The sequence below is a fragment of the Janthinobacterium aestuarii genome (genome assembly GCF_051380835.1).
GTDB lineage: Bacteria > Pseudomonadota > Gammaproteobacteria > Burkholderiales > Burkholderiaceae_D > Janthinobacterium > Janthinobacterium aestuarii.
The window spans coordinates 107,779-125,420 of the sequence record NZ_JBNYXU010000009.1 but is presented as its reverse complement, the minus strand read 5'-3'; the positions used below and the strand labels follow the sequence as shown (position 1 = coordinate 125,420).

Sequence of the window (17,642 nt, the reverse complement as noted above, 5' to 3'; positions counted from 1 at the left end):
TATTGTTTTTAATCAAACCGTCAAATTGCTATTCCTGTAGTAATTGCCGAATGTCGTCCGCCAGGCTGGCCGGTTTGCTGGCCGTCGCGTAACGGCGAAATACGTTGCCATCCTTGCGCACCAAAAACTTGGTGAAATTCCATTTGATCGATTGCGTGCCCAATATGCCGGGTGCCGCCTGTTTTAATTGCGCAAATACGGGATGCGTATGCGGGCCATTCACGTCGACCTTGGCAAACAGGGGAAAGGTGACGCCGAAGTTTTTCTCGCAAAAGGCGCCGATTTCCGCATTCGATCCCGGCTCCTGCTGGCGGAATTGATTGCAGGGAAAACCGAGCACGACCAGCCCCTGCGCGTGGAATTCGCGGTACAGCGCTTCGAGCCCCTGGTATTGCGGCGTGAAACCGCAGGCGCTTGCCGTGTTGACGATCAGCAGCACCTTGCCTTTGTATTGCGCCAGGTCGACCGGCGTGCCGTCCAGCGCCTCGGCCTGAAAATCGTGGATGCTGGTCATGTCAGAGGAGTCCCAGTTTGGTGGCGCCCGTTTGCGGGGCGGGTTCCGGCGCCATTGCGCCCTTGAGTTTGATCGTCAGGCGCAGGTCGTTGACGGAGTCCGCATTGCGCAGCGCGTCTTCATAGCTGATGGCGCCCGCTTCGTGCAGGTCGAACAGGGCCTGGTCGAAGGTTTGCATGCCGTGTTCGCGCGATTTTTTCATCAATTCCTTGATTTCGTGCACTTGGCCCTTGAAGATCAGGTCGCTCATCAGCGGCGAGTTGAGCAGGATTTCCAGCGCCGCCTTGCGCCCGCCGCCGTCCTTGTTGGGAATCAGGCGCTGCGAAATCATGCCCTTCAAATTCAGCGACAGGTCCATCAGCAACTGTTGGCGCCGCTCTTCGGGGAAGAAATTGATGATACGGTCCAGCGCCTGGTTGGCGTTATTCGCGTGCAAGGTCGCCAGGCACAGATGGCCCGTCTCGGCAAACGCGATGGCGTGGTCCATAGTGTCGCGGTCGCGTATCTCGCCGATCTGGATCACGTCGGGCGCCTGGCGCAGGGTGTTTTTCAGGGCCGTGGCCCAGTCGTCCGTATCGACGCCCACTTCGCGCTGGGTGACGATGCAGTTGCCGTGCGGATGGATGAATTCCACGGGGTCTTCAATGGTGATGATGTGGCCGTGGCTGTGCGCGTTACGGTGTCCCACCATGGCGGCCAGGGTGGTCGACTTGCCGCAGCCCGTGGCGCCCACCATGATGACGAGGCCCCGCTTGCTCAGGACGATATCTTGCAGGATGGCGGGCAAACCCAGTCCATCGAGCGTGGGGATGGCGGTATTGATCAAGCGCAAGACCATGCCTGCCTGGCCCATCTGCACGAAGGCGGACACGCGGAAGCGCCCGAGTCCGTCCGGGCTGATGGCGAAATTGGCTTCGCGGCTGGACGCGAACTCGGCCGCCTGGCGTTCGTTCATGACGGCGCGCACGTAGCCGGCCGCCTGCTGCGCGTCGAGTGCGCCGCCCGCCAGCGGCGTCAGCTTGCCATCGAGCTTGATGGCGGCAGGAAAGCCGGCCGTGATGAACAGGTCCGAGCCGCCCCGTGCGCGCATCTGCGCCAGCAGCGCGTGCACGGCGCCATAGTGTTCGTGCGTTGTCTGCATGGCTTATCCGGGGAAGTTTTCAGGGGCCTTGGCGGCCGAGCGGGCCGTCTCGGCCGAGATCGTGCCGCGCCGCACCAGGTCGGACAGGCACTGGTCCAGGGTCTGCATGCCCACGTTGCTGCCTGTCTGGATGGCCGAATACATTTGCGCCACTTTCGCTTCGCGGATCAGGTTGCGCACGGCCGGCGTGGCCAGCATGATTTCATGCGCGGCCACGCGGCCCGCGCCATCCCTGGTTTTCAGCAGGTTCTGCGAAATGACGGCTTGCAAGGATTCGGACAGCATGGCGCGCACCATTTCCTTTTCCTCGGCGGGGAAGACGTCGATGATGCGGTCGATCGATTTCGCCGCCGACGAGGTGTGCAGGGTGCCGAACACGAGGTGCCCCGTTTCGGCCGCCGTCAGCGCCAGGCGGATGGTTTCCAGGTCGCGCAATTCGCCCACTAAAATCACGTCCGGGTCTTCGCGCAGGGCCGAGCGCAGCGCATTGCTGAACGAATGCGTGTGCGAACCCACTTCGCGCTGGTTGATCAGGCATTTCTTCGGTTCATGCACGAATTCGATCGGGTCTTCGATGGTCAATATATGGTGGTTCAGGCGCTCGTTGACGTGGTTCACCATGGCCGCCAGGGTGGTCGACTTGCCGGAACCGGTCGGCCCCGTCACCAGCACGAGGCCCCGTGGGCGCATGGCCAGCTCGCCGAAGATGCGCGGTGCGTTCAGGTCTTCCAGGGTCAGCACTTTTGACGGAATCGTGCGCAGCACGGCCGAGGCGCCCCTTTCCTGGTTGTAGGCGTTGACGCGGAAGCGGGCCAGGCCGGGAATCTCGAACGAGAAATCGCATTCCAGCGCTTCTTCATACGCCTTGCGCTGGCTGTCGTTCATGATGTCGTAGATCATGCTGTGCACTTCCTTGTGCTCGAGCGGGGGAACGTTCAGGCGGCGCACATCGCCGTTGACCCGTATCATCGGCGGCAGGCCGGAAGACAGGTGCAAGTCGGAAGCCTTGTTGCTGACGGAGAAAGCGAGTAGTTCGGAGATGTCCATTTATAATCCCTGTGCCTGCATTGATGGGCTGGCGCACTGTGCCGCCGCCCCTATACACTAGAAAATGATTATGTCCACAATCGAACAGAACTTGCAAGCCGTGCGCGCGAGTATTGCGCAGGCCGCCGCTGACGCGCAGCGCGCCCCTGGCGACGTGACCCTGCTGGCCGTCTCGAAAACTTTCGGCGCGGATGCCGTGCTGGACGCCATGCGCGCGGGCCAGACGGCGTTCGGCGAAAACTATCTGCAGGAAGCGCTCGACAAGATCGCCTTTGTGAAGGCGGCCGCGCCGCAGCACGCGCCGGCATGGCATTTCATCGGTCCCATCCAGAGCAACAAGACGCGCCCCATCGCCGAGCACTTCGACTGGGTGCATACGGTGGAACGGGAAAAGATCGCCACGCGCCTGTCCGAGCAGCGCCCGGCCGGCTTGCCGGACCTGAATATCTGTCTGCAAGTCAATATCAGCGGCGAGGCCAGCAAGAGCGGCGTGACACCGGCCGAACTGCCAGCGCTGGCGCATGCCGTGGCGCAATTGCCCCGTTTGCGCTTGCGCGGCCTGATGGCCATCCCCGAGCCGGAAACGGAGCTCAAGCTTCAGCGCGCTGCCTTTGCGCAACTGCGCGTGCTGTACGAACAATTGAAGGTCGAAGGGCTGGCGCTCGACACCTTGTCGATGGGCATGTCGGCCGACTTGCGCGCCGCCGTGCTCGAGGGTGCCACCATCGTGCGCGTGGGCAGTGCCATTTTCGGTTCCCGCAACTATTCCTGATGAAGAGAGAACAAGCATGACGACAGAATTGAATATCGCCTTTGTGGGCGGCGGCAACATGGCCGCGGCCCTGATCGCCGGCCTGGCGGGTAAATTGACCCTGGGCGGCAACATCCACGTGATCGATCCGCACGCGCCCGCGCTGGAAAAACTGCAGGCGCAATTCGGCGTCACGACAGCCACCGCCGCCGGTGAGGCGCTGCGCGGCGTGGACGTGATCGTGCTGGCCGTGAAACCGCAAAGCATGTGTGAAGTAGCGGCGCAATTGCTGCCCTTCCTCGACGGGGAGCGTACGCCATTGATCCTGTCGATCGCGGCCGGCATCCGCGCGCAAGACCTGTCGCGCTGGCTCGGCGATTATCCTGCCATCGTGCGCTGCATGCCGAACACGCCGGCCCTGATCGGCATGGGCATCACGGGCATGGTGGCCAGCAGCGGCGTCAGCGAAGAACAGAAAAAGACGGCGGATGCCATTCTGCGCGCCGTCGGCCAGACGGTCTGGCTCGATGATGAAGCGAAGATCGACCCCGTCACGGCCGTGTCCGGCAGTGGTCCCGCCTATGTGTTTTACTTTATCGAAGCGATGCAGCAGGCGGCGGCCGAATTGGGCTTGACGCCCGAGCAGGGCACGCAGCTGGCGATTGCCACGTTTACGGGCGCGGCGCAACTGGCGGCGAACTCCAGCGAACCCGTGTCCTTGCTGCGCGAGCGCGTCACGTCGAAGGGCGGCACGACCTACGCGGCCCTGACCAGCATGGAAGAGAGCGGCGTGAAGGCGGCCATCGTCAAGGGCATCAAGGCGGCCGCGCAGCGCGGACGCGAGATGGGGGACGAGCTGGGCAAATAAACGCTACATCACCTTGACGGCGCGGCCTATGTATAAAATCGGCCCTGTCGGCCTGCCTGTCGGCGAACCCGTTTCCGGCTCCAGCGTGATTTCAAACAGTTGATCGGGCTGCAGCGGCGGCAGCTTATCCAGGCTCAACTTGAGGCTTTGCCCCGGCTTGACCAGGCCCAGCGAGACGGGCGCGCCCCAGTCCTTGCCCTTGGTCCAGAATTGCAGGGCTTTTTGCTGCGGTACGGCAGTCGGGCCCAGCGGGATCAGGCTCAGGTCGCGGTTCTTGCCGCCGCGTCCGCCCGCCTGCACGATCCAGCCCGGCGATTTATCCTGCGGCGCCACCAGCACCACCAGATAGCCGGGTCCGCTGGGCGCTTGCAATTGCGTAGTGACCAGCACGGCCAGCGCGGCCGTGGCCGCCAGGCCGCCGCCGGCCAGCAGTCTCCAGAAGGCCAGGCTGTTCCACCACGCTTGCCAGCCGCCCGCTTGCCGCACGGCTTTCGGCGTGAACAGGCTGGCGCTGATGCGCGGCCACAGCTGGGTCGAAGGCGTTTCGGGCGGCGCCAGGGTCGTCAACGGCAGCAGACGCTGTTCCCAGGCATCCACGGCGTCGCGCAGGGCGGCGTCGCGCGGCAAACGCTGTTCCACTGCCGCCCGTTCGGCCAATTCCAGGGTGCCCAGCACGTATTCGCTGGCCAGCCTGTGCAGTTCTTCGTCGCTGTTGATCATCCCATGCACTCCCGCAAGGCGGCCAGGCCCCGCTTGACCCAGGCTTTGACGGTTCCCAGCGGCGCTTGCAGGCGTTGCGCGATTTCGCTATGGGAACATCCATCGACGTAGGCGTACAGGATGCTATTGCGTTTGGGCTCGTTCAGGTGGCCGAGGCAATCGTGCAGCTTGCCCAAGTCCGCCTGGTCGGCATAGGCCTCGCCCGTATCATGGCTTTGGCGTTCGTGCAGCAGGGTTTCCACGGTATCCTCGTCGGCTGACAGTTCATGGGCGCGGGCACGCGCCACGTCCAGTGCCTGGTGCCGCACCACCACATAGATCCAGCCCTTGCCGCTGCCGCGCGTGGCGTCGAAACTGCCGGCGCGGCGCCAGATATTCAGGAAGGCGTCGTGCAGCACGTCTTCGGCCAAGGCCCGCTGGCGCACGATACGCAGGGCCACGCCCAGAAGATAGCGGCTTTCCTGCTGGTACAGGCCGTGCAATGCCTGCTGCTCGCCCCTGGCGCAGGCGCGCAGGGCGGCATCGTAATCGTAAGGGGCGGCGTGGGCTGGCAAGGTTGGGGCAATCGTCAAGGTTTAACGGTTAGCAAGTTTTCAATGCCGAGTATAGGCCAGAAACCAGCTTGCCAACCGTCAATGCGACCTTTTTAGGCGGCTTTCCAGAAGATATAGTCGGCCTGGTAGGGCACCCATTGCTTGGCGCCGATGGACTCCATGCCGCAGGGGCTGCTTGGCGCCACGCCGCCGCTGGTGGCCACGCGCTGGATGTAGCTGACGCCCTGCATGGCGCCGTTGCCCGTGGCCGGGTTGGCTTTTACCAGTTGATACGGGATGTTGCCCGCGCCGGCCGGCGCCACGGCCACTTGCGTCGCCGTCACTTTTGAGCCATCCAGGTTGGCCCAGGTCGCAGGAGGACCGACATACGTGCCCACTTTTATGCCGCTGCGGTCGTTCAAGGCCGCGTCCGGGCCCACGAAGACCCATTCATGGCCCGTCATGTCTTTCTTGGCCTTGCATTCGTAGGCGATCTTGCCCACGCCCACCGTCTGCATGGCAACCTGGTGGCCATCGGGCACTTTCACGGCGTTCGGCAATTGTTCCTGCGAATAGCGCGCGCTCATGGGGGCGCAGGCGGCCATCAGCAGGGCGGCGCACAGCACGGTGAGGGAAGGGGCAGTATGGCGTGGGGCGATGGTGGCAAGCATGGCAAACTCCTGGTAGTTGGCTCAACCGGCTGGTTGATACCATTACTACGCAGGGGTTTGCCATTTGGATGCAGCCAGGAAAAAATATTTTATTCCGGCGTTTCTTTCTTGCTGAAACGCTGCGCCAGCGCCAGCACGACGGGCATGGCGGCCGTGGCGTGCTTGAGCAGCGCGCCGCTGGCCCGCATCAGCGGCAGGAAACGGCGCGGCCGCACGAGCAGCAGGCCCAGCACGGCGCCCCCTATCATCAGGGGAATTTTGAAGCGCGTGGCCAGGATGTGGCGCAGATTGCCGCCGGTCAGCGGTTCCAGCAATTGCCGCGTTTGCACGCTCAGGGCCAGGCGCTGCAGCGCGCATTCGGCCAGCAGCGCATCGCGCCGCTGTGCCAGGCTGGCGGCCGTGTGGACGTGCGACAACTTGGTGGGATGCGTGGTCATGGCCGCTCCGATCCCCGGCGTGCCAGCAGTTGCAGCTCGTCCAGGTCTTTGTTCAGTTCGGAAAGTGTGAACGACAGCAGTTTCGGCTTGCTGCGGAAACTGGCGCGCACGCCCAGCAGGGTGGTGATGGCGGCGACGATGAAGACAGCGGCCGTGATGGCGATGGCGGCGATGCGGTGCGTGTCCCAGAACAGCACGATGACGAGGAACACGATCAATACCAGGCCGACGAACAAGCACAGCAGTGCCAGCATGGCCAGGGCCAGATAGGACAGGAAGCGCAGCGACTCTTCTTCCATTTCCACTGCCGCCAGGGCCAGACGGGTCTGGACGATGGCGGCGAGGGTCGCTGCGACTTGGGCGACATGGTGCATGATAGCCATATGCTGCCTTTCGCGTCAGGAGACGGCCTATGCCGTCGGTGCTGCGTCGTTACTAACTAGCGGCGTGACGAGGAAAGCAGCAAGCCGAACAGTACGCCCACGACGGCGCCCGCGCCCACGGCTTTCCATGGATTGTCCTGCACGTACTCGTCGGTGACCTTGGCCGCCTTCTTGGTCCGTTCGAGCAAGTCTTCTTCCAGCTTGATCAAGTCTTTCTTGGCCGTTTCCAGGGTGGCGATGAACTTGTCCTTGACGGCTTTCACATTCTCGCCCGTCTGATCCTTGGCGCCATCGAGCCAGCCTTCCGCTTCATTGATGACGGTTTTCAAGTCGCCCGCCAGTTTGTCGCGGGCCTTGTCGGCGTCGGCGAGGATGCTGTCGCTGCTGGATTTTCCGGTATGTATCGAGCTCATGTATTACCTCATGGAAGTGGAACTGCACAGTGAAATACCAGTGTAGGCAGCTGCGGCCAGGCTTGTCTTGCGCCGCCTCAAGGGCTGCCGCGGCGCCAGGGTTATTGCTTAACGGAAAGCAAAGTCCAGTACCACGCCCGCAAACACCGCTGCTCCTAGCCAGTTATTATGCCGGAATGCCGCAAAACATGGCATACGCTCGCGTGCGCGGATCAGGGTGTAGTGGTAAACGGCGCATCCGGCCGCAACTACTAGGCCCGCGACGAACCAATAACGCAAGCCCAGGTACCAACCGCAGCCCAGCCACAGCAGCAGGAAAACGGCATAGCAGAACATGACGATGGCCACGTCGTAGCGGCCGAACGTGATGGCCGACGTCTTGATGCCGATTTTTAAATCGTCGTCGCGGTCGACCATCGCATATTCCGTATCGTAGGCCACGGCCCAGAAGACATTGCCTAACAGCAGCAGCCAGGCGACGACGGGCACGGAATCCGTGATGGCGGCAAAGCCCATGGGAATGCCGAAGCCGAAGGCGATACCGAGATACGCTTGCGGAATGGCAAAGAAGCGCTTGAAGTAGGGATAGGTGCCGGCGATGATGACGGCGGCCACGGACAGTTGCTTGGTCAGCGCATTCAGGGGCAGGATCAGGCAAAAGGCCAGCACGGTCAGTACGCCGGCCACGGCCAGCGCTTCCTTGCCGCTGATGCGTCCGCTGGTGATGGGGCGCTCTGCCGTACGCTTGACGAATTTGTCGATATCCTGGTCGGCGTAGTCGTTGATGGCGCAGCCTGCCGAACGCATCAGGAAAGTGCCGAGAATAAAGATGAGCAGCAGCCGCCAGTCCGGCACGCCCTGTTGCGCCAGCCACAGCGCGCACAGGGTAGGCCACAGCAGCAATACGGTACCGATAGGCTTGTCCAGCCGTATCAGGCGGAAATACAGCGCCAGCTTGTTCATGGAAGACTCGATCTTGTTGAAGAGAAAGGTCGATTATCGCAAATAGTATGTAAATGTACTATTCGTCGTCTTCGCACAAGGGGGTGATGCCAGGCAAGTTGCAACTGGCGATGGCCGCGCACAGGGCGTCGATGGCGGCCTTGCGCGTAAAACTCTTGCGCCACAGCATGACCACCCGGCGCGATGGCACGGGGGCGGCGAATGGCCGGTATTCGAGCATGCCGTCGGTGGCGTGCATATTGGCGACGGAGGCGCGCGGCAAGACCGTCAGGCCGATGCCGCTGGCCACCATGTGGCGGATGGTTTCCAGTGAGGAACCTTCAAACGTGCGCTGCATGCCGTTGCCGGGCGAGGAAAAACGCGCCATTTCGGGGCACACTTCGAGTACCTGGTCGCGGAAGCAGTGGCCATTGCCCAGCAGCAGCATGGTTTCCGATTTCAAATCTTGCGCGGCGATTTTGTCACGCGCCGTCCACGGATGCTGGCGCGGCATGGCGACGACGAACGGCTCGTCATACAGTTCCTGCATGGCCATGCCATGGTCGGGCAGGGGCAGGGCCATGATGGCCACGTCCAGTTCGCCCTGGCGCAGCAATTCGAGCAGGCGAACCGTGAAGTTTTCCTGCAGGATCAAGGGCATTTGCGGTACCTGGTCTATCATGGCCTTGACCAGGGGCGGCAGCAGATAGGGGCCGATCGTGTAGATCACGCCCAGGCGCAGGGGGCCGGCCAGCGGGTCCTTGTTTTGCTTGGCGAGTTCCTTGATGGCGGCCGTCTGTTCCAGCACGCGTTCGGCTTGCGCGATGATCTGCGCACCCAGGGGCGTGACGGAGATTTCCGCGCCGCCCCGCTCGAACAGGACGACGCCCAATTCGTCTTCGAGTTTCTTGATGGCCACTGACAGGGTGGGCTGGGCAACGAAGCAAGCTTCGGCGGCATGGCCGAAGTGCTTCGCTCGCGCGACTGCAACGATATATTTCAGTTCAGTCAGTGTCATAGGTTGATTGAAACACAGGAAGTACTTACTTGCAATGAATGAAAGGTGGCGCAAACGTGAAACTGTGGCGCCGATGGCGTATTGTAGCGGATCGCCCCCTATAATGCGGGACCGGGCGGCGGAGGGAGAGGGCGATGGAACTGCAGATGCAGATGCTGGAAGCGGCGATCAATTACTGGCGCGCCAGGCAACCGGCGCGGGGCAATGAATATGCGCTGTCGCCGCCCGTCAGCCGTCTGGCAGGTGTGTATGCGCTGATGATTTACCACCGGCAAGATCGCATCGCCGAAGAGGGCCTGGATCCGGCCGTCCTGGCCTTGATCGATGCCTGGCGCCGCGATGCCGGCGGCATCCAAGGCGATAGCCACGCCTGATTGCGCCCCTTTTATTGCGACCCTATTAATAACCCAACAAGAGATATCCATGCCTGACTTTGAAAACAAACTGTGCGGCCGTGACGAACTGCGCGCCCGTGCCGCGGCCCTGCCGAAACCGGTGGTGGTGACGAACGGCGTGTTCGACATCCTGCACCGCGGCCACGTGACGTATCTGGCGCAGGCGCGCGCGCTGGGCGCTTCGCTGATCGTTGCCGTGAATACTGATGCTTCAGTGAAACGTCTGGGCAAGGGCGACGACCGTCCGCTGAACAATTGCGAAGACCGCATGGCCGTGCTGGCCGCGCTGGAAGCGGTGAGCCTGGTCGTGCCATTCTCGGAAGACAGCGCCCTGGAAGTGGTGCAGGACATCGAACCGGAAATCTATGCCAAGGGCGGCGACTACGACATGGCGGCCATTCCGGAAGGCAAGGCAGTGCTCGCGTATGGCGGCCAGGCCGTGGCCATCGATTTCGAGCATGACCGCTCGACCACCAAGCTGTTGACGAAAGTGCGGACGCAGCAGGGCTGAGGAAGCTCGTCAATGTTTCCATACAGATAAAAAGACGTTACTATGAGAACTGCCAGGGCTGCGACTTCGTTTCGACCGCCCCAGCGCGTTACACCGTCTGATATGCATTGCTTGTCATAGAAAATAAATGGATCATAAAACTTCTGGGGATTGGCCACTGCCCTCCGGCGCCTGGTACGTCGATGACGAGGGCGCGTGGAGCATGCAGCGCAGCGCGGACGGCCAGAACGTCTCGCCCTTGGTGAGCCATGCCGATATCGGCAAGCTGATGCTGGCGCGGCGCCTGCCCGCGCCCGCCGGCGCGCCCGTGCGCCAGTTTCCGCCCGAATTTTCGTTCGACCCCGCTTCGGGCGCGGCCTTGCAAGTGCCGCCCGATACTTCCGCCACGCCGCCGTGGGTGCCGCCGTATGGCGCTTATCCCGTCAGCGACGTGCCGCCGGCCGGCCCGGCCGGCTTGCGCCAGGCCAGCGTGCCGCTGAAACTGGCCGACCAGCGCGCGCGCGAAGAGCATGCGCAAGCCGATGCTTCGCTGCCCATGCCGCCGCCCGGCGAATACGAATTCTTTTCCGCCCAGTTCGGCACCAGCGCGCCCGCGCTGCTGGCGCTCGACCCGCGCAAGGCCGTCTTGCACGCGTGGCTGCCCGCCTCGAAACGCTGGCTGGCGCTGGACCCCGATTATGGCAGCCTGCTGGCTGAATCGGACCTGGCCCACGGCGCCTGGCGCGCCGAGCTGGTGCCGGAGTTCAATAGCGTGCTGGTCTTGCCGACCAGCCATGGCCTCGCTTGCATCCGTCCCGACGTGCCATCGCTGACCTACGTGGTCGAGCATGTGGGCGGCGCGCCGTGCATCGCCAGCCCCGTCTGGTTCCAGAACCGGCTGTGGGCACCGCTGCGCGACGACGATGGCCGCATCCGCTTCGTCAATCTTGACGCGCAACAAAAGCCGGGCAGCGACGTGCTGCTCGACGGCGTGGTCGACCTGGGTACCGTCAGCGCGCCCGTCGCCTACAACCGCATGGCCGTGTGGCCGTGCGCCAACGGCCAGCTGCGCTTGCAGCTGCAGCCGGACGGCAACGTGGCCGCGTCGTTTACGCCCTGGCCCGAAGGGCTGGTGCCGCATTTCGAATTCGGCAGCCCCTACGTGTCGCGCGACGGCGGCCTGTGGCAGCTGTGCTTCGAGCGCAGCCGCGGCACCTATGTCTACGTGAAACTGGGCGCGCAGGCCGAACGGGCCGACGCGCTGGCACCGCGACTGTGTTCGGGCAGCTTCAATTACCGCTTCGCCACCAAGCTGAAAACGGCGCCGTGGGAAGAACCGGAACACGGCGACGATGGCGGCAAGAACCAGGCCGTCATGCCGCTGCTGGAGTCAAGCGTTGGCAACAGCGTCTTCGGCGTCAAGTTCGCCACCAGCGCCGGCCTGTCCAGCGTGCTGCGCTCGAACGAGCGCCTGGCGGCCCAGCTGGTGCAGGACGATGAATTGCGCGAAACCGTGTTCCACACGTTTGCCGTCAGCGAGCCGTGGCGCGTGCGCCTGTTTGTTCATGAAGGCATGCTGTGGGCGTACCACCCCTTGCTGTCGCGCATCGATGGCTGGGCCTTGCAGGCATGAGAGCGCGCGTCCTGATCGCGGCCTGCGCCGCTTTGCTCAGTGCAGCCGGCGTGCAGGCGGCCGGCATCCAGCAAGCCTTTCTCGTACAAAACTCGGGCTGGATGGAGCCGTTCTACACGGATGAACAGTCGCAGCTGAAAGCCCTCGTGGGCGCCGTGGCGCAGGCCGCCACCAGCCCGTCCGACAAGGTCTATACCCTGGCCTTCAGCCAGAGCAGCGGCAGCAATGTGTCCCCCGCGCTGATCGGGCAAGGGCAGGGCGGCGCCGGCGTGGCGGGCCAACTGGCCAATCTCGGCCTGGCGCGCAAGAGCGCCGGTGGCGCACTGGCCGATACGGATTTCCAGGAAGCCGTCACCAAGACCATCACGGGCCCGTTCCAGTCCGCCTCCGGCATCGTGTGGATTTTTACGAATAACAAGAACAGCCCGAACAACGACAGCCAGACGGCCGAGCGCAACCGCGACTTTTACCGCCTGCTGCATCTGGAACCGTCGATTACCAAGACGGTGGTGTTTCCGCTGCGCATGCCCGTGCAGGGCAAGCTGTACAGCGCCAAGGGCTTGATGGTGTATGCGCTCGCGTACGGCCAGCCCGCGTCGGAGGCTTTGACCCGCATCCTGGCCGAAGGGCGCTTGTCGCAAGTGCTGACGCGCCCGCCCGCGCGGCTGAAACCGGTGGACCAGGATGCCGTGCGCATCGTGCCCCAGTCCGTCAAGAACAGCGCCAATGTGCACGCCAGCCTGGGCCGCGACGGGCGCACCATCGTGCTCGACGTCGATGCGGCGAAGCTGCTGCCGCAAGTGGTGCTGCAGGCGTCCCTGCAAAACATGTTTTTCCCGTACGTGATCGACAGCGCCAAAGTGCACGCCAGCCTGGCCGGCCAGCACGCACCGCTGCACGTTGCGCCGGATCAAATCCGCCAGCTGCAGCCGGGCGCCAGCCAGTCCGTGCAAGTGCAGTTTGCGCTGCCGATGGCGCAGATCCCGTCGCCGTGGTCGGCGCAGGCGATCGCCGCCATGGGCAAGCAGGTGATGCTGCCCATGCAGGCGCAAGTGGGCCTGTCGGAACAGCGGCTGGCGCTGGCGTCCAGTTTTGCAAAGGATTTGCAGGAACTGTTCCCTGGCGATCCGATCTCAAGCATGTTTACGCCGCCCGACAGCGTGCGCGCCTCGCAGGCAACGATACCGCTGCTGGTGCGCATCCAGTATCCGCTGCTGCCCGTGCTGGTGATACTCGGCGGCGTGCTCGCGCTCGTGCTGGGCTTGCTGGCGCTGGGTCTGGTCGGCACGCGCGCCACGCGCTACAAGGTGATGGCCGATGGCGTGCAGCGGCAAGTGCTGTTGAAACCGTTTAAGAGCGTGCAGATCCGCGATGATGACGGCCGCGACATTGGCGAACTCAAGCGGGGCCTGGGCAAGCCGGCCGTCGTGCGCGTGGCCGAAGGCCATACCCTGAGCCTGGCCTGAACACAGATTCCTTTTTAAACTAGTCAAATCCACCAGAGGCATACCATGGCGCAAGACACTCCCAAAGACAACGCAGGTTTTACTTTGCCAGTTCCGGCGTCCGCGCCGCCTGCCGCCGACGCACCGGCTGCCGGCGCCGCCGCCGCCACGGCCACCATCGAGCCTGCGCCTGCGCTCGACCCTGCCAGCACGACCGACACCTCGTCGCGCGATACCCTGATCGGCGGCGTCGTGCTGTTGCTGCTGTTCATCGCCTTTTTCTTTGCCAAGAATGCCTATGCGAATGGCCTGGTCGCCAAGCGCGTGCCGCCGAACAAGGCCAATGCCTCGGGCTGGTGGCTGTTCATCTTCCTGGCCAGCCTGGCGACCGGCGTCGTGCTGGCGGCCGTGAACGCGCATAAATTCCTCGCGCCACTGTTCATGGGACCGCTAGTGCTGGTGGGCCTGGTCGCCCTGTTGCTGACATTTACCTCGAGCCGCCGTTAAGCACGCCGTAACACGCTTTATCCAAGGAATCACCATGGCAGAGAACCTGAACCAAACCATCACCGGCGGCGCCAGCGAGCGCAAGCAGGACAAGATCATCGAACTGCGGCCGACCCTGTTCATCGGTATCGGCGGCACGGGCATGCAGGTGCTGATGCGCGTGCGCCGGCGCGTCCTCAACACCCTGTGGGGCGGCGCGGGCAACCGCACGCGCATCGAGGGATTGGCCGACTTTCCCATCGCGCAATTCATCCATTTCGACCTCGATAATGGCGCCGTGATCGAAAGCGGCGAGTCGCAGGCGAAGGACTTGCAATTCGACCAGGTGAAGTTCACGGACGATGACAAGGTGGTCGAATCGTTCGACATGGACAAGTACAGCCGTGATGAAGATTCCCTGGAAAAATATCCGCACATCAAGGAATGGCTGCCGTTGACGCCGCAGCGTATCCGCGAATTGCGTTTCGACATGAGCAGCGGTGCCGGCCAGATCCGCGCCGTGTCGCGCCTGTATTTCTTCGACAAGTACGCGAAGATCCGCGACAAGATCCGTTTAAAGTTGAAAGCCCTGAAGGCGGGCCTGTCGCACGAGCGCCAGCTGGCCGAGCTGGGCTTGCGCATGGAGACGAACCGTTTCCGTATCGTCATCGTCGGCTCCGTGGCGGGCGGCACGGGTTCCGGCTCCTTCCTCGACATGGGCTTGCTGGCGCGCTGGCTGGCGCGCAGCGAAGTGGGCGCGGCCGACGTCGAGCTGATGCTGTTCTTGCCGACCGGCTACACCAAGGCCAACAAGGACCGGGTCGAGGCCAACGGCTACGCGGCGCTGATGGAGCTGGAATCGGCCATGATGGGCAACAAGGGCTACGTGGGCCGCTGGGATGCGTACGACCGCCCGGAACTGACGCGCGAACCGTATAGCGAAGTCTACCTGATCGATTCGGGCAATCTTGCCCAGCAGCACACCAAGGATGTCAGCGACGTCTACCACATGGTGGCCGATTCGCTGTTCGAGGATTTCGCCTCGGCCGACTTCGCGCGCGCCAAGCGTTCGATCGCCGTCAACCAGGCGCAGCACAAGAACTCGCTGTACAACGCGCCCGTGCCGCAAGACCGTTTCGGCGACATGCGGCTGTATTTCTCGAAGCGCTTTTCCTCGTTCGGCATGGCCGTGCTCGACACGCGCCAGGAAGCGGCGCGCGACGAGCGGGCTCACCGCTGGGCCGGCGCCATGCTGCAGGCGTTCTTCGGCGTGGGCGGCACGGATGCGGGCGCCAACCGCGCGACGGATACGCAGCGCGATAATTTCCTTGCCGCCAATATGTTCCTGAAGGGCACGCCCTTCAGCGACTTCCCCGAGTTTTCCGACAAGAGCATCGAACTGAAGCGCTCCAGCGGCGACTTCATCGATTTCCGCGTCGTCGACGAATTGCTGGAAGACCGCCACGGCCACTTGCTGGCCGGCGTGGAAAACCGCGTCAATACGCGCATCAACGATATCCGCACGGGCTTTGACCGCAGCGAATGGCCGGCGCAAGTGCGCGACGCCATGAAGCATCTGGAACGCGACGCCGTGCGCGACCAGGATTCCACGGCCGACACGACGGAAGACCGCATCAGCAAGCGCCGCCGCGAAGTGCTGGAAGACGTCAAGAAAGTCGTGCGCGACCAGCTGTATGGCTACCTGGACAACAAGGAATTCGGCGGACTCGAATACGTGCTGTCGCTGGTGGAACAGATCAAGGACCGCATCGAGGCGCCGGGCAGCGGACTGACGGCGCAGATCGGCAACAATGCCGAGCGCTACCGCGAAATCAAGGAAGCCGTGCGTTCGCGCGAATACGAGCGCCTGCTGAACAACCTGGAGCAGACGCGCAGCACCTTCGGATTCCTCAGCAACGGCGAAAAGCAGGCGGGCGTGGTGATGGATCACTTGCGCACGGAAATGGCGAATGCGCTGAAATTCCATCTGCGCGCCAAGGCGGCGGACGAGTCCGTCATACTGCTGGGCGAACTGTCGCGCTGGCTGGGTAACCGGGTCGGCGTCGACGCGCAAGGCCGTGCGCAGTGGAATGGCTTGGTGGGCGAGCTGCAGACGGGCCGCGAAGGCGTGCTGGCCATGCTGGCGGAACTCAAAACGGCCAATACGATTTTGCAGAAGGATCTGGACAAGGAACACGCGACCCTGATCGTCATTCCCGTCACGGAAAAAGACATCGCGCTGCCGTCGGCGGCCACCTTGCGCCAGTGGGCCGATGAAGCGTTCAAGGACATGGGCGGCTCGAAAGCGCTGTTCCCCATGCTGGGCGAACCGGCGCAACGGGGCTTGATCCTGGCCAAAGTCACGCGCATGGCCGAGAACATGATCGCCACGACCAGCCTCGTGGAAGGCGCGACAAGCACGCCCGACCCCCTGTTCGAAGCGCTGGAACAGATGGATGTGTCCGAACGCCTGGACCGCTTCCGCAAGCTGCTGGCCTGCTCGATGCCGTGGATCGACGCCAATATGGCGGGCGATTTCACGGTCGTGTCGGACCAGTTCAAGTGCGTGATCGGCGTGGCCAACGCGGCCGCCTTCAAGGCGAAATTCGGCGCCGAGCTCGAGTCGTGCGTGCCGACCCAGGTGGGCATCACGGTGAGCCAGCTGGAAATCGTCGAGACGGGCATCCGCGGGCGCGCCGTCTGCTATTGCGAACTGGCCGGCGTGCCGATGACGGTGCTGCGCGGCCTGGAAGGCTGGCGCACCAGTTACCGCAAGGAAGGCGACAACGACAAGGCGCCGACCCACACGCACATCGATCCGACGCAATTCACGCACCCGATTGCGCCGAACACGGATGAGATGAAGCGCCTGGCGGAAGACTTCGGCGAATTCCTGCAAGCGATCATGCTGGGCGTACTGACGCGCCACACGGGCCGGGTCGTGCCGCCGGGCCAGTACCAGTTTGCCGTCGAGCCGGGCGACTTGCGCCGTATCGGCAACGAGCGGGCCATCCGCCAGAACGGCATGCCCGCCTCGTACGAGAAAAATATCGCCCTGCGCATCGAAGAAAAATTGACGGCGCTTGATGCCGTGCAGACGGCCGCCATGGCGGCGCTGGCAAAATACTATGAACGCACCGTGTATGCGCCCAAGCTGGTGGCGCAGGCCGATGGTTCGCAGCTGCCGTACGTCGGTTTTGGCAGCGCCATTTCCGCCGAAGTGGGCGCGCGCCTGCGCGAATCGGCGCGCCGCAAGGGCATGGCCAGCGATGAGCTCGACCGCACGGTGCAAACCTTGCTGGGTCGCCTGAAGGAATGGGCGAACGTCATCGGCGACTCCGACAGCGACGCCTACGACTGGGAAGTGCGCGAGCCGGAGGCGGACGGCCAGCCGCGCCTGAAATATGCGATCAAGGCGGAAATGCTGGAAGCGGGGCGCCTCGAACAATTGCTGCGCCCGGCCGGCGCGGCCGCTGCTCCGGCGGCAGCCGTGTTCGGCATGGCGCCGCCACCGCTGGGCGGCATGCCGCCGCCGCTGGTGGAATACCAGTATTTCCTGGGTATTAATGGCCAGCAGCAGGGACCGTTCACGGCCCAGCAGATCGTGCAATACGTGCAGGCGGGACAGGTAGCACCAGGCACCGCCAAGGTGTGGCGCGCGGGCTTGCCGGCCTGGGCCGACCTGGCCCAGTTCCCCGAACTGGCGCCCTTGTTCCTCAGCGCGCCGCCACCGTTGATGCCGCCGCCACTGTGAA

Annotated in this window: 19 protein-coding genes; 8 read left to right on the top strand and 11 right to left on the bottom strand. The window is 63.5% G+C overall.

Going from position 1 to position 17,642, the window contains the following annotated elements:
- Window positions 1-28: 28 nt before the first annotated feature.
- Genes ACQ4WO_RS22160 through ACQ4WO_RS22150 form a run of 3 tightly spaced genes read right to left on the bottom strand, consistent with a single transcriptional unit; the run spans window position 29 to window position 2,702 of the window.
- A complete protein-coding gene (locus tag ACQ4WO_RS22160; RefSeq protein WP_436483271.1) occupies window positions 29-514 on the bottom strand; it encodes a glutathione peroxidase in 486 nt (161 codons plus the stop codon).
- Window position 515: 1 nt separating this feature from the next.
- Window positions 516-1,655, bottom strand: coding sequence for a PilT/PilU family type 4a pilus ATPase (locus ACQ4WO_RS22155; protein WP_436483270.1), 1,140 nt, complete (start codon window positions 1,653-1,655; stop codon window positions 516-518).
- Window positions 1,656-1,658: 3 nt separating this feature from the next.
- Complete coding sequence (locus ACQ4WO_RS22150) at window positions 1,659-2,702, bottom strand: type IV pilus twitching motility protein PilT (protein ID WP_034749074.1); 1,044 nt, start codon at window positions 2,700-2,702, stop codon at window positions 1,659-1,661.
- Window positions 2,703-2,772: 70 nt separating this feature from the next.
- Between ACQ4WO_RS22150 and ACQ4WO_RS22145 the strand changes: the two genes are divergently transcribed.
- Together ACQ4WO_RS22145 and proC are read left to right on the top strand one after the other, a co-directional pair.
- On the top strand, window positions 2,773-3,474 hold the full coding sequence (locus ACQ4WO_RS22145) for a YggS family pyridoxal phosphate-dependent enzyme (protein ID WP_436483269.1): 702 nt from the start codon (window positions 2,773-2,775) through the stop codon (window positions 3,472-3,474).
- Window positions 3,475-3,490: 16 nt separating this feature from the next.
- Window positions 3,491-4,321, top strand: coding sequence for a pyrroline-5-carboxylate reductase (gene proC, locus ACQ4WO_RS22140; RefSeq protein ID WP_436483268.1), 831 nt, complete (start codon window positions 3,491-3,493; stop codon window positions 4,319-4,321).
- A 3-nt stretch (window positions 4,322-4,324) separates the two neighbouring features.
- Here proC and ACQ4WO_RS22135 read toward each other — a convergent pair whose 3' ends face one another.
- The 8 genes from ACQ4WO_RS22135 to ACQ4WO_RS22100 all read right to left on the bottom strand — a co-directional run bounded on the left by ACQ4WO_RS22135 (window position 4,325) and on the right by ACQ4WO_RS22100 (window position 9,438).
- Window positions 4,325-5,041, bottom strand: a complete 717-nt coding sequence (locus ACQ4WO_RS22135; RefSeq protein ID WP_436483267.1) for an anti-sigma factor — start codon at window positions 5,039-5,041, stop codon at window positions 4,325-4,327.
- Window positions 5,038-5,607, bottom strand: a complete 570-nt coding sequence (locus tag ACQ4WO_RS22130; protein WP_436483365.1) for a sigma-70 family RNA polymerase sigma factor — start codon at window positions 5,605-5,607, stop codon at window positions 5,038-5,040. The genes ACQ4WO_RS22135 and ACQ4WO_RS22130 overlap by 4 nt, the downstream gene beginning before the upstream one ends.
- An 80-nt stretch (window positions 5,608-5,687) precedes the next feature.
- Entirely contained in the window at window positions 5,688-6,245 is a 558-nt protein-coding gene (locus ACQ4WO_RS22125) for a DUF3455 domain-containing protein (protein WP_436483266.1), read from the bottom strand.
- An 89-nt stretch (window positions 6,246-6,334) separates the two neighbouring features.
- A complete protein-coding gene (locus ACQ4WO_RS22120; protein WP_436483265.1) occupies window positions 6,335-6,682 on the bottom strand; it encodes a hypothetical protein in 348 nt (115 codons plus the stop codon).
- On the bottom strand, window positions 6,679-7,056 hold the full coding sequence (locus ACQ4WO_RS22115) for a phage holin family protein (protein WP_331778627.1): 378 nt from the start codon (window positions 7,054-7,056) through the stop codon (window positions 6,679-6,681). The genes ACQ4WO_RS22120 and ACQ4WO_RS22115 overlap by 4 nt, the downstream gene beginning before the upstream one ends.
- A 65-nt stretch (window positions 7,057-7,121) precedes the next feature.
- A complete protein-coding gene (locus tag ACQ4WO_RS22110; protein ID WP_072456840.1) occupies window positions 7,122-7,478 on the bottom strand; it encodes an ElaB/YgaM/YqjD family protein in 357 nt (118 codons plus the stop codon).
- 108 nt (window positions 7,479-7,586) lie between these two features.
- Window positions 7,587-8,441: a 4-hydroxybenzoate octaprenyltransferase gene (gene ubiA / locus ACQ4WO_RS22105; RefSeq protein ID WP_034749047.1), complete on the bottom strand. Its 855-nt coding sequence runs from the start codon at window positions 8,439-8,441 to the stop codon at window positions 7,587-7,589.
- Between the two features lie 58 nt (window positions 8,442-8,499).
- Window positions 8,500-9,438: a hydrogen peroxide-inducible genes activator gene (locus ACQ4WO_RS22100; RefSeq protein WP_128141311.1), complete on the bottom strand. Its 939-nt coding sequence runs from the start codon at window positions 9,436-9,438 to the stop codon at window positions 8,500-8,502.
- A gap of 134 nt (window positions 9,439-9,572) precedes the next feature.
- Between ACQ4WO_RS22100 and ACQ4WO_RS22095 the strand changes: the two genes are divergently transcribed.
- The 6 genes from ACQ4WO_RS22095 (at window position 9,573) to ACQ4WO_RS22070 (ending at window position 17,641) form a co-directional block, all read left to right on the top strand.
- Window positions 9,573-9,812 carry a DUF3717 domain-containing protein gene (locus tag ACQ4WO_RS22095; protein ID WP_436483264.1) on the top strand — a complete coding sequence of 80 codons (240 nt, stop codon included), beginning with the start codon at window positions 9,573-9,575 and terminating at the stop codon, window positions 9,810-9,812.
- Between the two features lie 49 nt (window positions 9,813-9,861).
- Complete coding sequence (gene rfaE2 / locus ACQ4WO_RS22090; protein ID WP_035824719.1) at window positions 9,862-10,344, top strand: D-glycero-beta-D-manno-heptose 1-phosphate adenylyltransferase; 483 nt, start codon at window positions 9,862-9,864, stop codon at window positions 10,342-10,344.
- Window positions 10,345-10,471: 127 nt separating this feature from the next.
- On the top strand, window positions 10,472-11,956 hold the full coding sequence (locus ACQ4WO_RS22085; protein ID WP_436483263.1) for a hypothetical protein: 1,485 nt from the start codon (window positions 10,472-10,474) through the stop codon (window positions 11,954-11,956).
- A complete protein-coding gene (locus tag ACQ4WO_RS22080; protein WP_436483262.1) occupies window positions 11,953-13,422 on the top strand; it encodes a hypothetical protein in 1,470 nt (489 codons plus the stop codon). The genes ACQ4WO_RS22085 and ACQ4WO_RS22080 overlap by 4 nt, the downstream gene beginning before the upstream one ends.
- Window positions 13,423-13,467: 45 nt before the next feature.
- Window positions 13,468-13,908, top strand: a complete 441-nt coding sequence (locus ACQ4WO_RS22075) for a hypothetical protein (protein ID WP_436483261.1) — start codon at window positions 13,468-13,470, stop codon at window positions 13,906-13,908.
- Between the two features lie 34 nt (window positions 13,909-13,942).
- Window positions 13,943-17,641 carry a tubulin-like doman-containing protein gene (locus ACQ4WO_RS22070; RefSeq protein ID WP_436483260.1) on the top strand — a complete coding sequence of 1,233 codons (3,699 nt, stop codon included), beginning with the start codon at window positions 13,943-13,945 and terminating at the stop codon, window positions 17,639-17,641.
- Window position 17,642: the final 1 nt, after the last annotated feature.

Excerpts from the sequence above, each read along its gene's own strand:
- rfaE2 (WP_035824719.1), top strand. The coding sequence starts at position 9,862 with ATGCCTGACTTTGAAAACAAACTGTGCGGCCGTGACGAACTGCGCGCC.
- ACQ4WO_RS22125 (WP_436483266.1), bottom strand. The coding sequence starts at position 6,245 with ATGCTTGCCACCATCGCCCCACGCCATACTGCCCCTTCCCTCACCGTG.
- ACQ4WO_RS22115 (WP_331778627.1), bottom strand. The coding sequence starts at position 7,056 with ATGCACCATGTCGCCCAAGTCGCAGCGACCCTCGCCGCCATCGTCCAG.
- ACQ4WO_RS22075 (WP_436483261.1), top strand. The coding sequence starts at position 13,468 with ATGGCGCAAGACACTCCCAAAGACAACGCAGGTTTTACTTTGCCAGTT.
- ACQ4WO_RS22135 (WP_436483267.1), bottom strand. The coding sequence starts at position 5,041 with ATGATCAACAGCGACGAAGAACTGCACAGGCTGGCCAGCGAATACGTG.
- ACQ4WO_RS22095 (WP_436483264.1), top strand. The coding sequence starts at position 9,573 with ATGGAACTGCAGATGCAGATGCTGGAAGCGGCGATCAATTACTGGCGC.
- ACQ4WO_RS22145 (WP_436483269.1), top strand. The coding sequence starts at position 2,773 with ATGTCCACAATCGAACAGAACTTGCAAGCCGTGCGCGCGAGTATTGCG.
- ACQ4WO_RS22110 (WP_072456840.1), bottom strand. The coding sequence starts at position 7,478 with ATGAGCTCGATACATACCGGAAAATCCAGCAGCGACAGCATCCTCGCC.
- proC (WP_436483268.1), top strand. The coding sequence starts at position 3,491 with ATGACGACAGAATTGAATATCGCCTTTGTGGGCGGCGGCAACATGGCC.
- ACQ4WO_RS22085 (WP_436483263.1), top strand. The coding sequence starts at position 10,472 with ATGGATCATAAAACTTCTGGGGATTGGCCACTGCCCTCCGGCGCCTGG.
- ACQ4WO_RS22150 (WP_034749074.1), bottom strand. The coding sequence starts at position 2,702 with ATGGACATCTCCGAACTACTCGCTTTCTCCGTCAGCAACAAGGCTTCC.
- ubiA (WP_034749047.1), bottom strand. The coding sequence starts at position 8,441 with ATGAACAAGCTGGCGCTGTATTTCCGCCTGATACGGCTGGACAAGCCT.
- ACQ4WO_RS22120 (WP_436483265.1), bottom strand. The coding sequence starts at position 6,682 with ATGACCACGCATCCCACCAAGTTGTCGCACGTCCACACGGCCGCCAGC.
- ACQ4WO_RS22155 (WP_436483270.1), bottom strand. The coding sequence starts at position 1,655 with ATGCAGACAACGCACGAACACTATGGCGCCGTGCACGCGCTGCTGGCG.
- ACQ4WO_RS22070 (WP_436483260.1), top strand. The coding sequence starts at position 13,943 with ATGGCAGAGAACCTGAACCAAACCATCACCGGCGGCGCCAGCGAGCGC.
- ACQ4WO_RS22160 (WP_436483271.1), bottom strand. The coding sequence starts at position 514 with ATGACCAGCATCCACGATTTTCAGGCCGAGGCGCTGGACGGCACGCCG.
- ACQ4WO_RS22100 (WP_128141311.1), bottom strand. The coding sequence starts at position 9,438 with ATGACACTGACTGAACTGAAATATATCGTTGCAGTCGCGCGAGCGAAG.
- ACQ4WO_RS22080 (WP_436483262.1), top strand. The coding sequence starts at position 11,953 with ATGAGAGCGCGCGTCCTGATCGCGGCCTGCGCCGCTTTGCTCAGTGCA.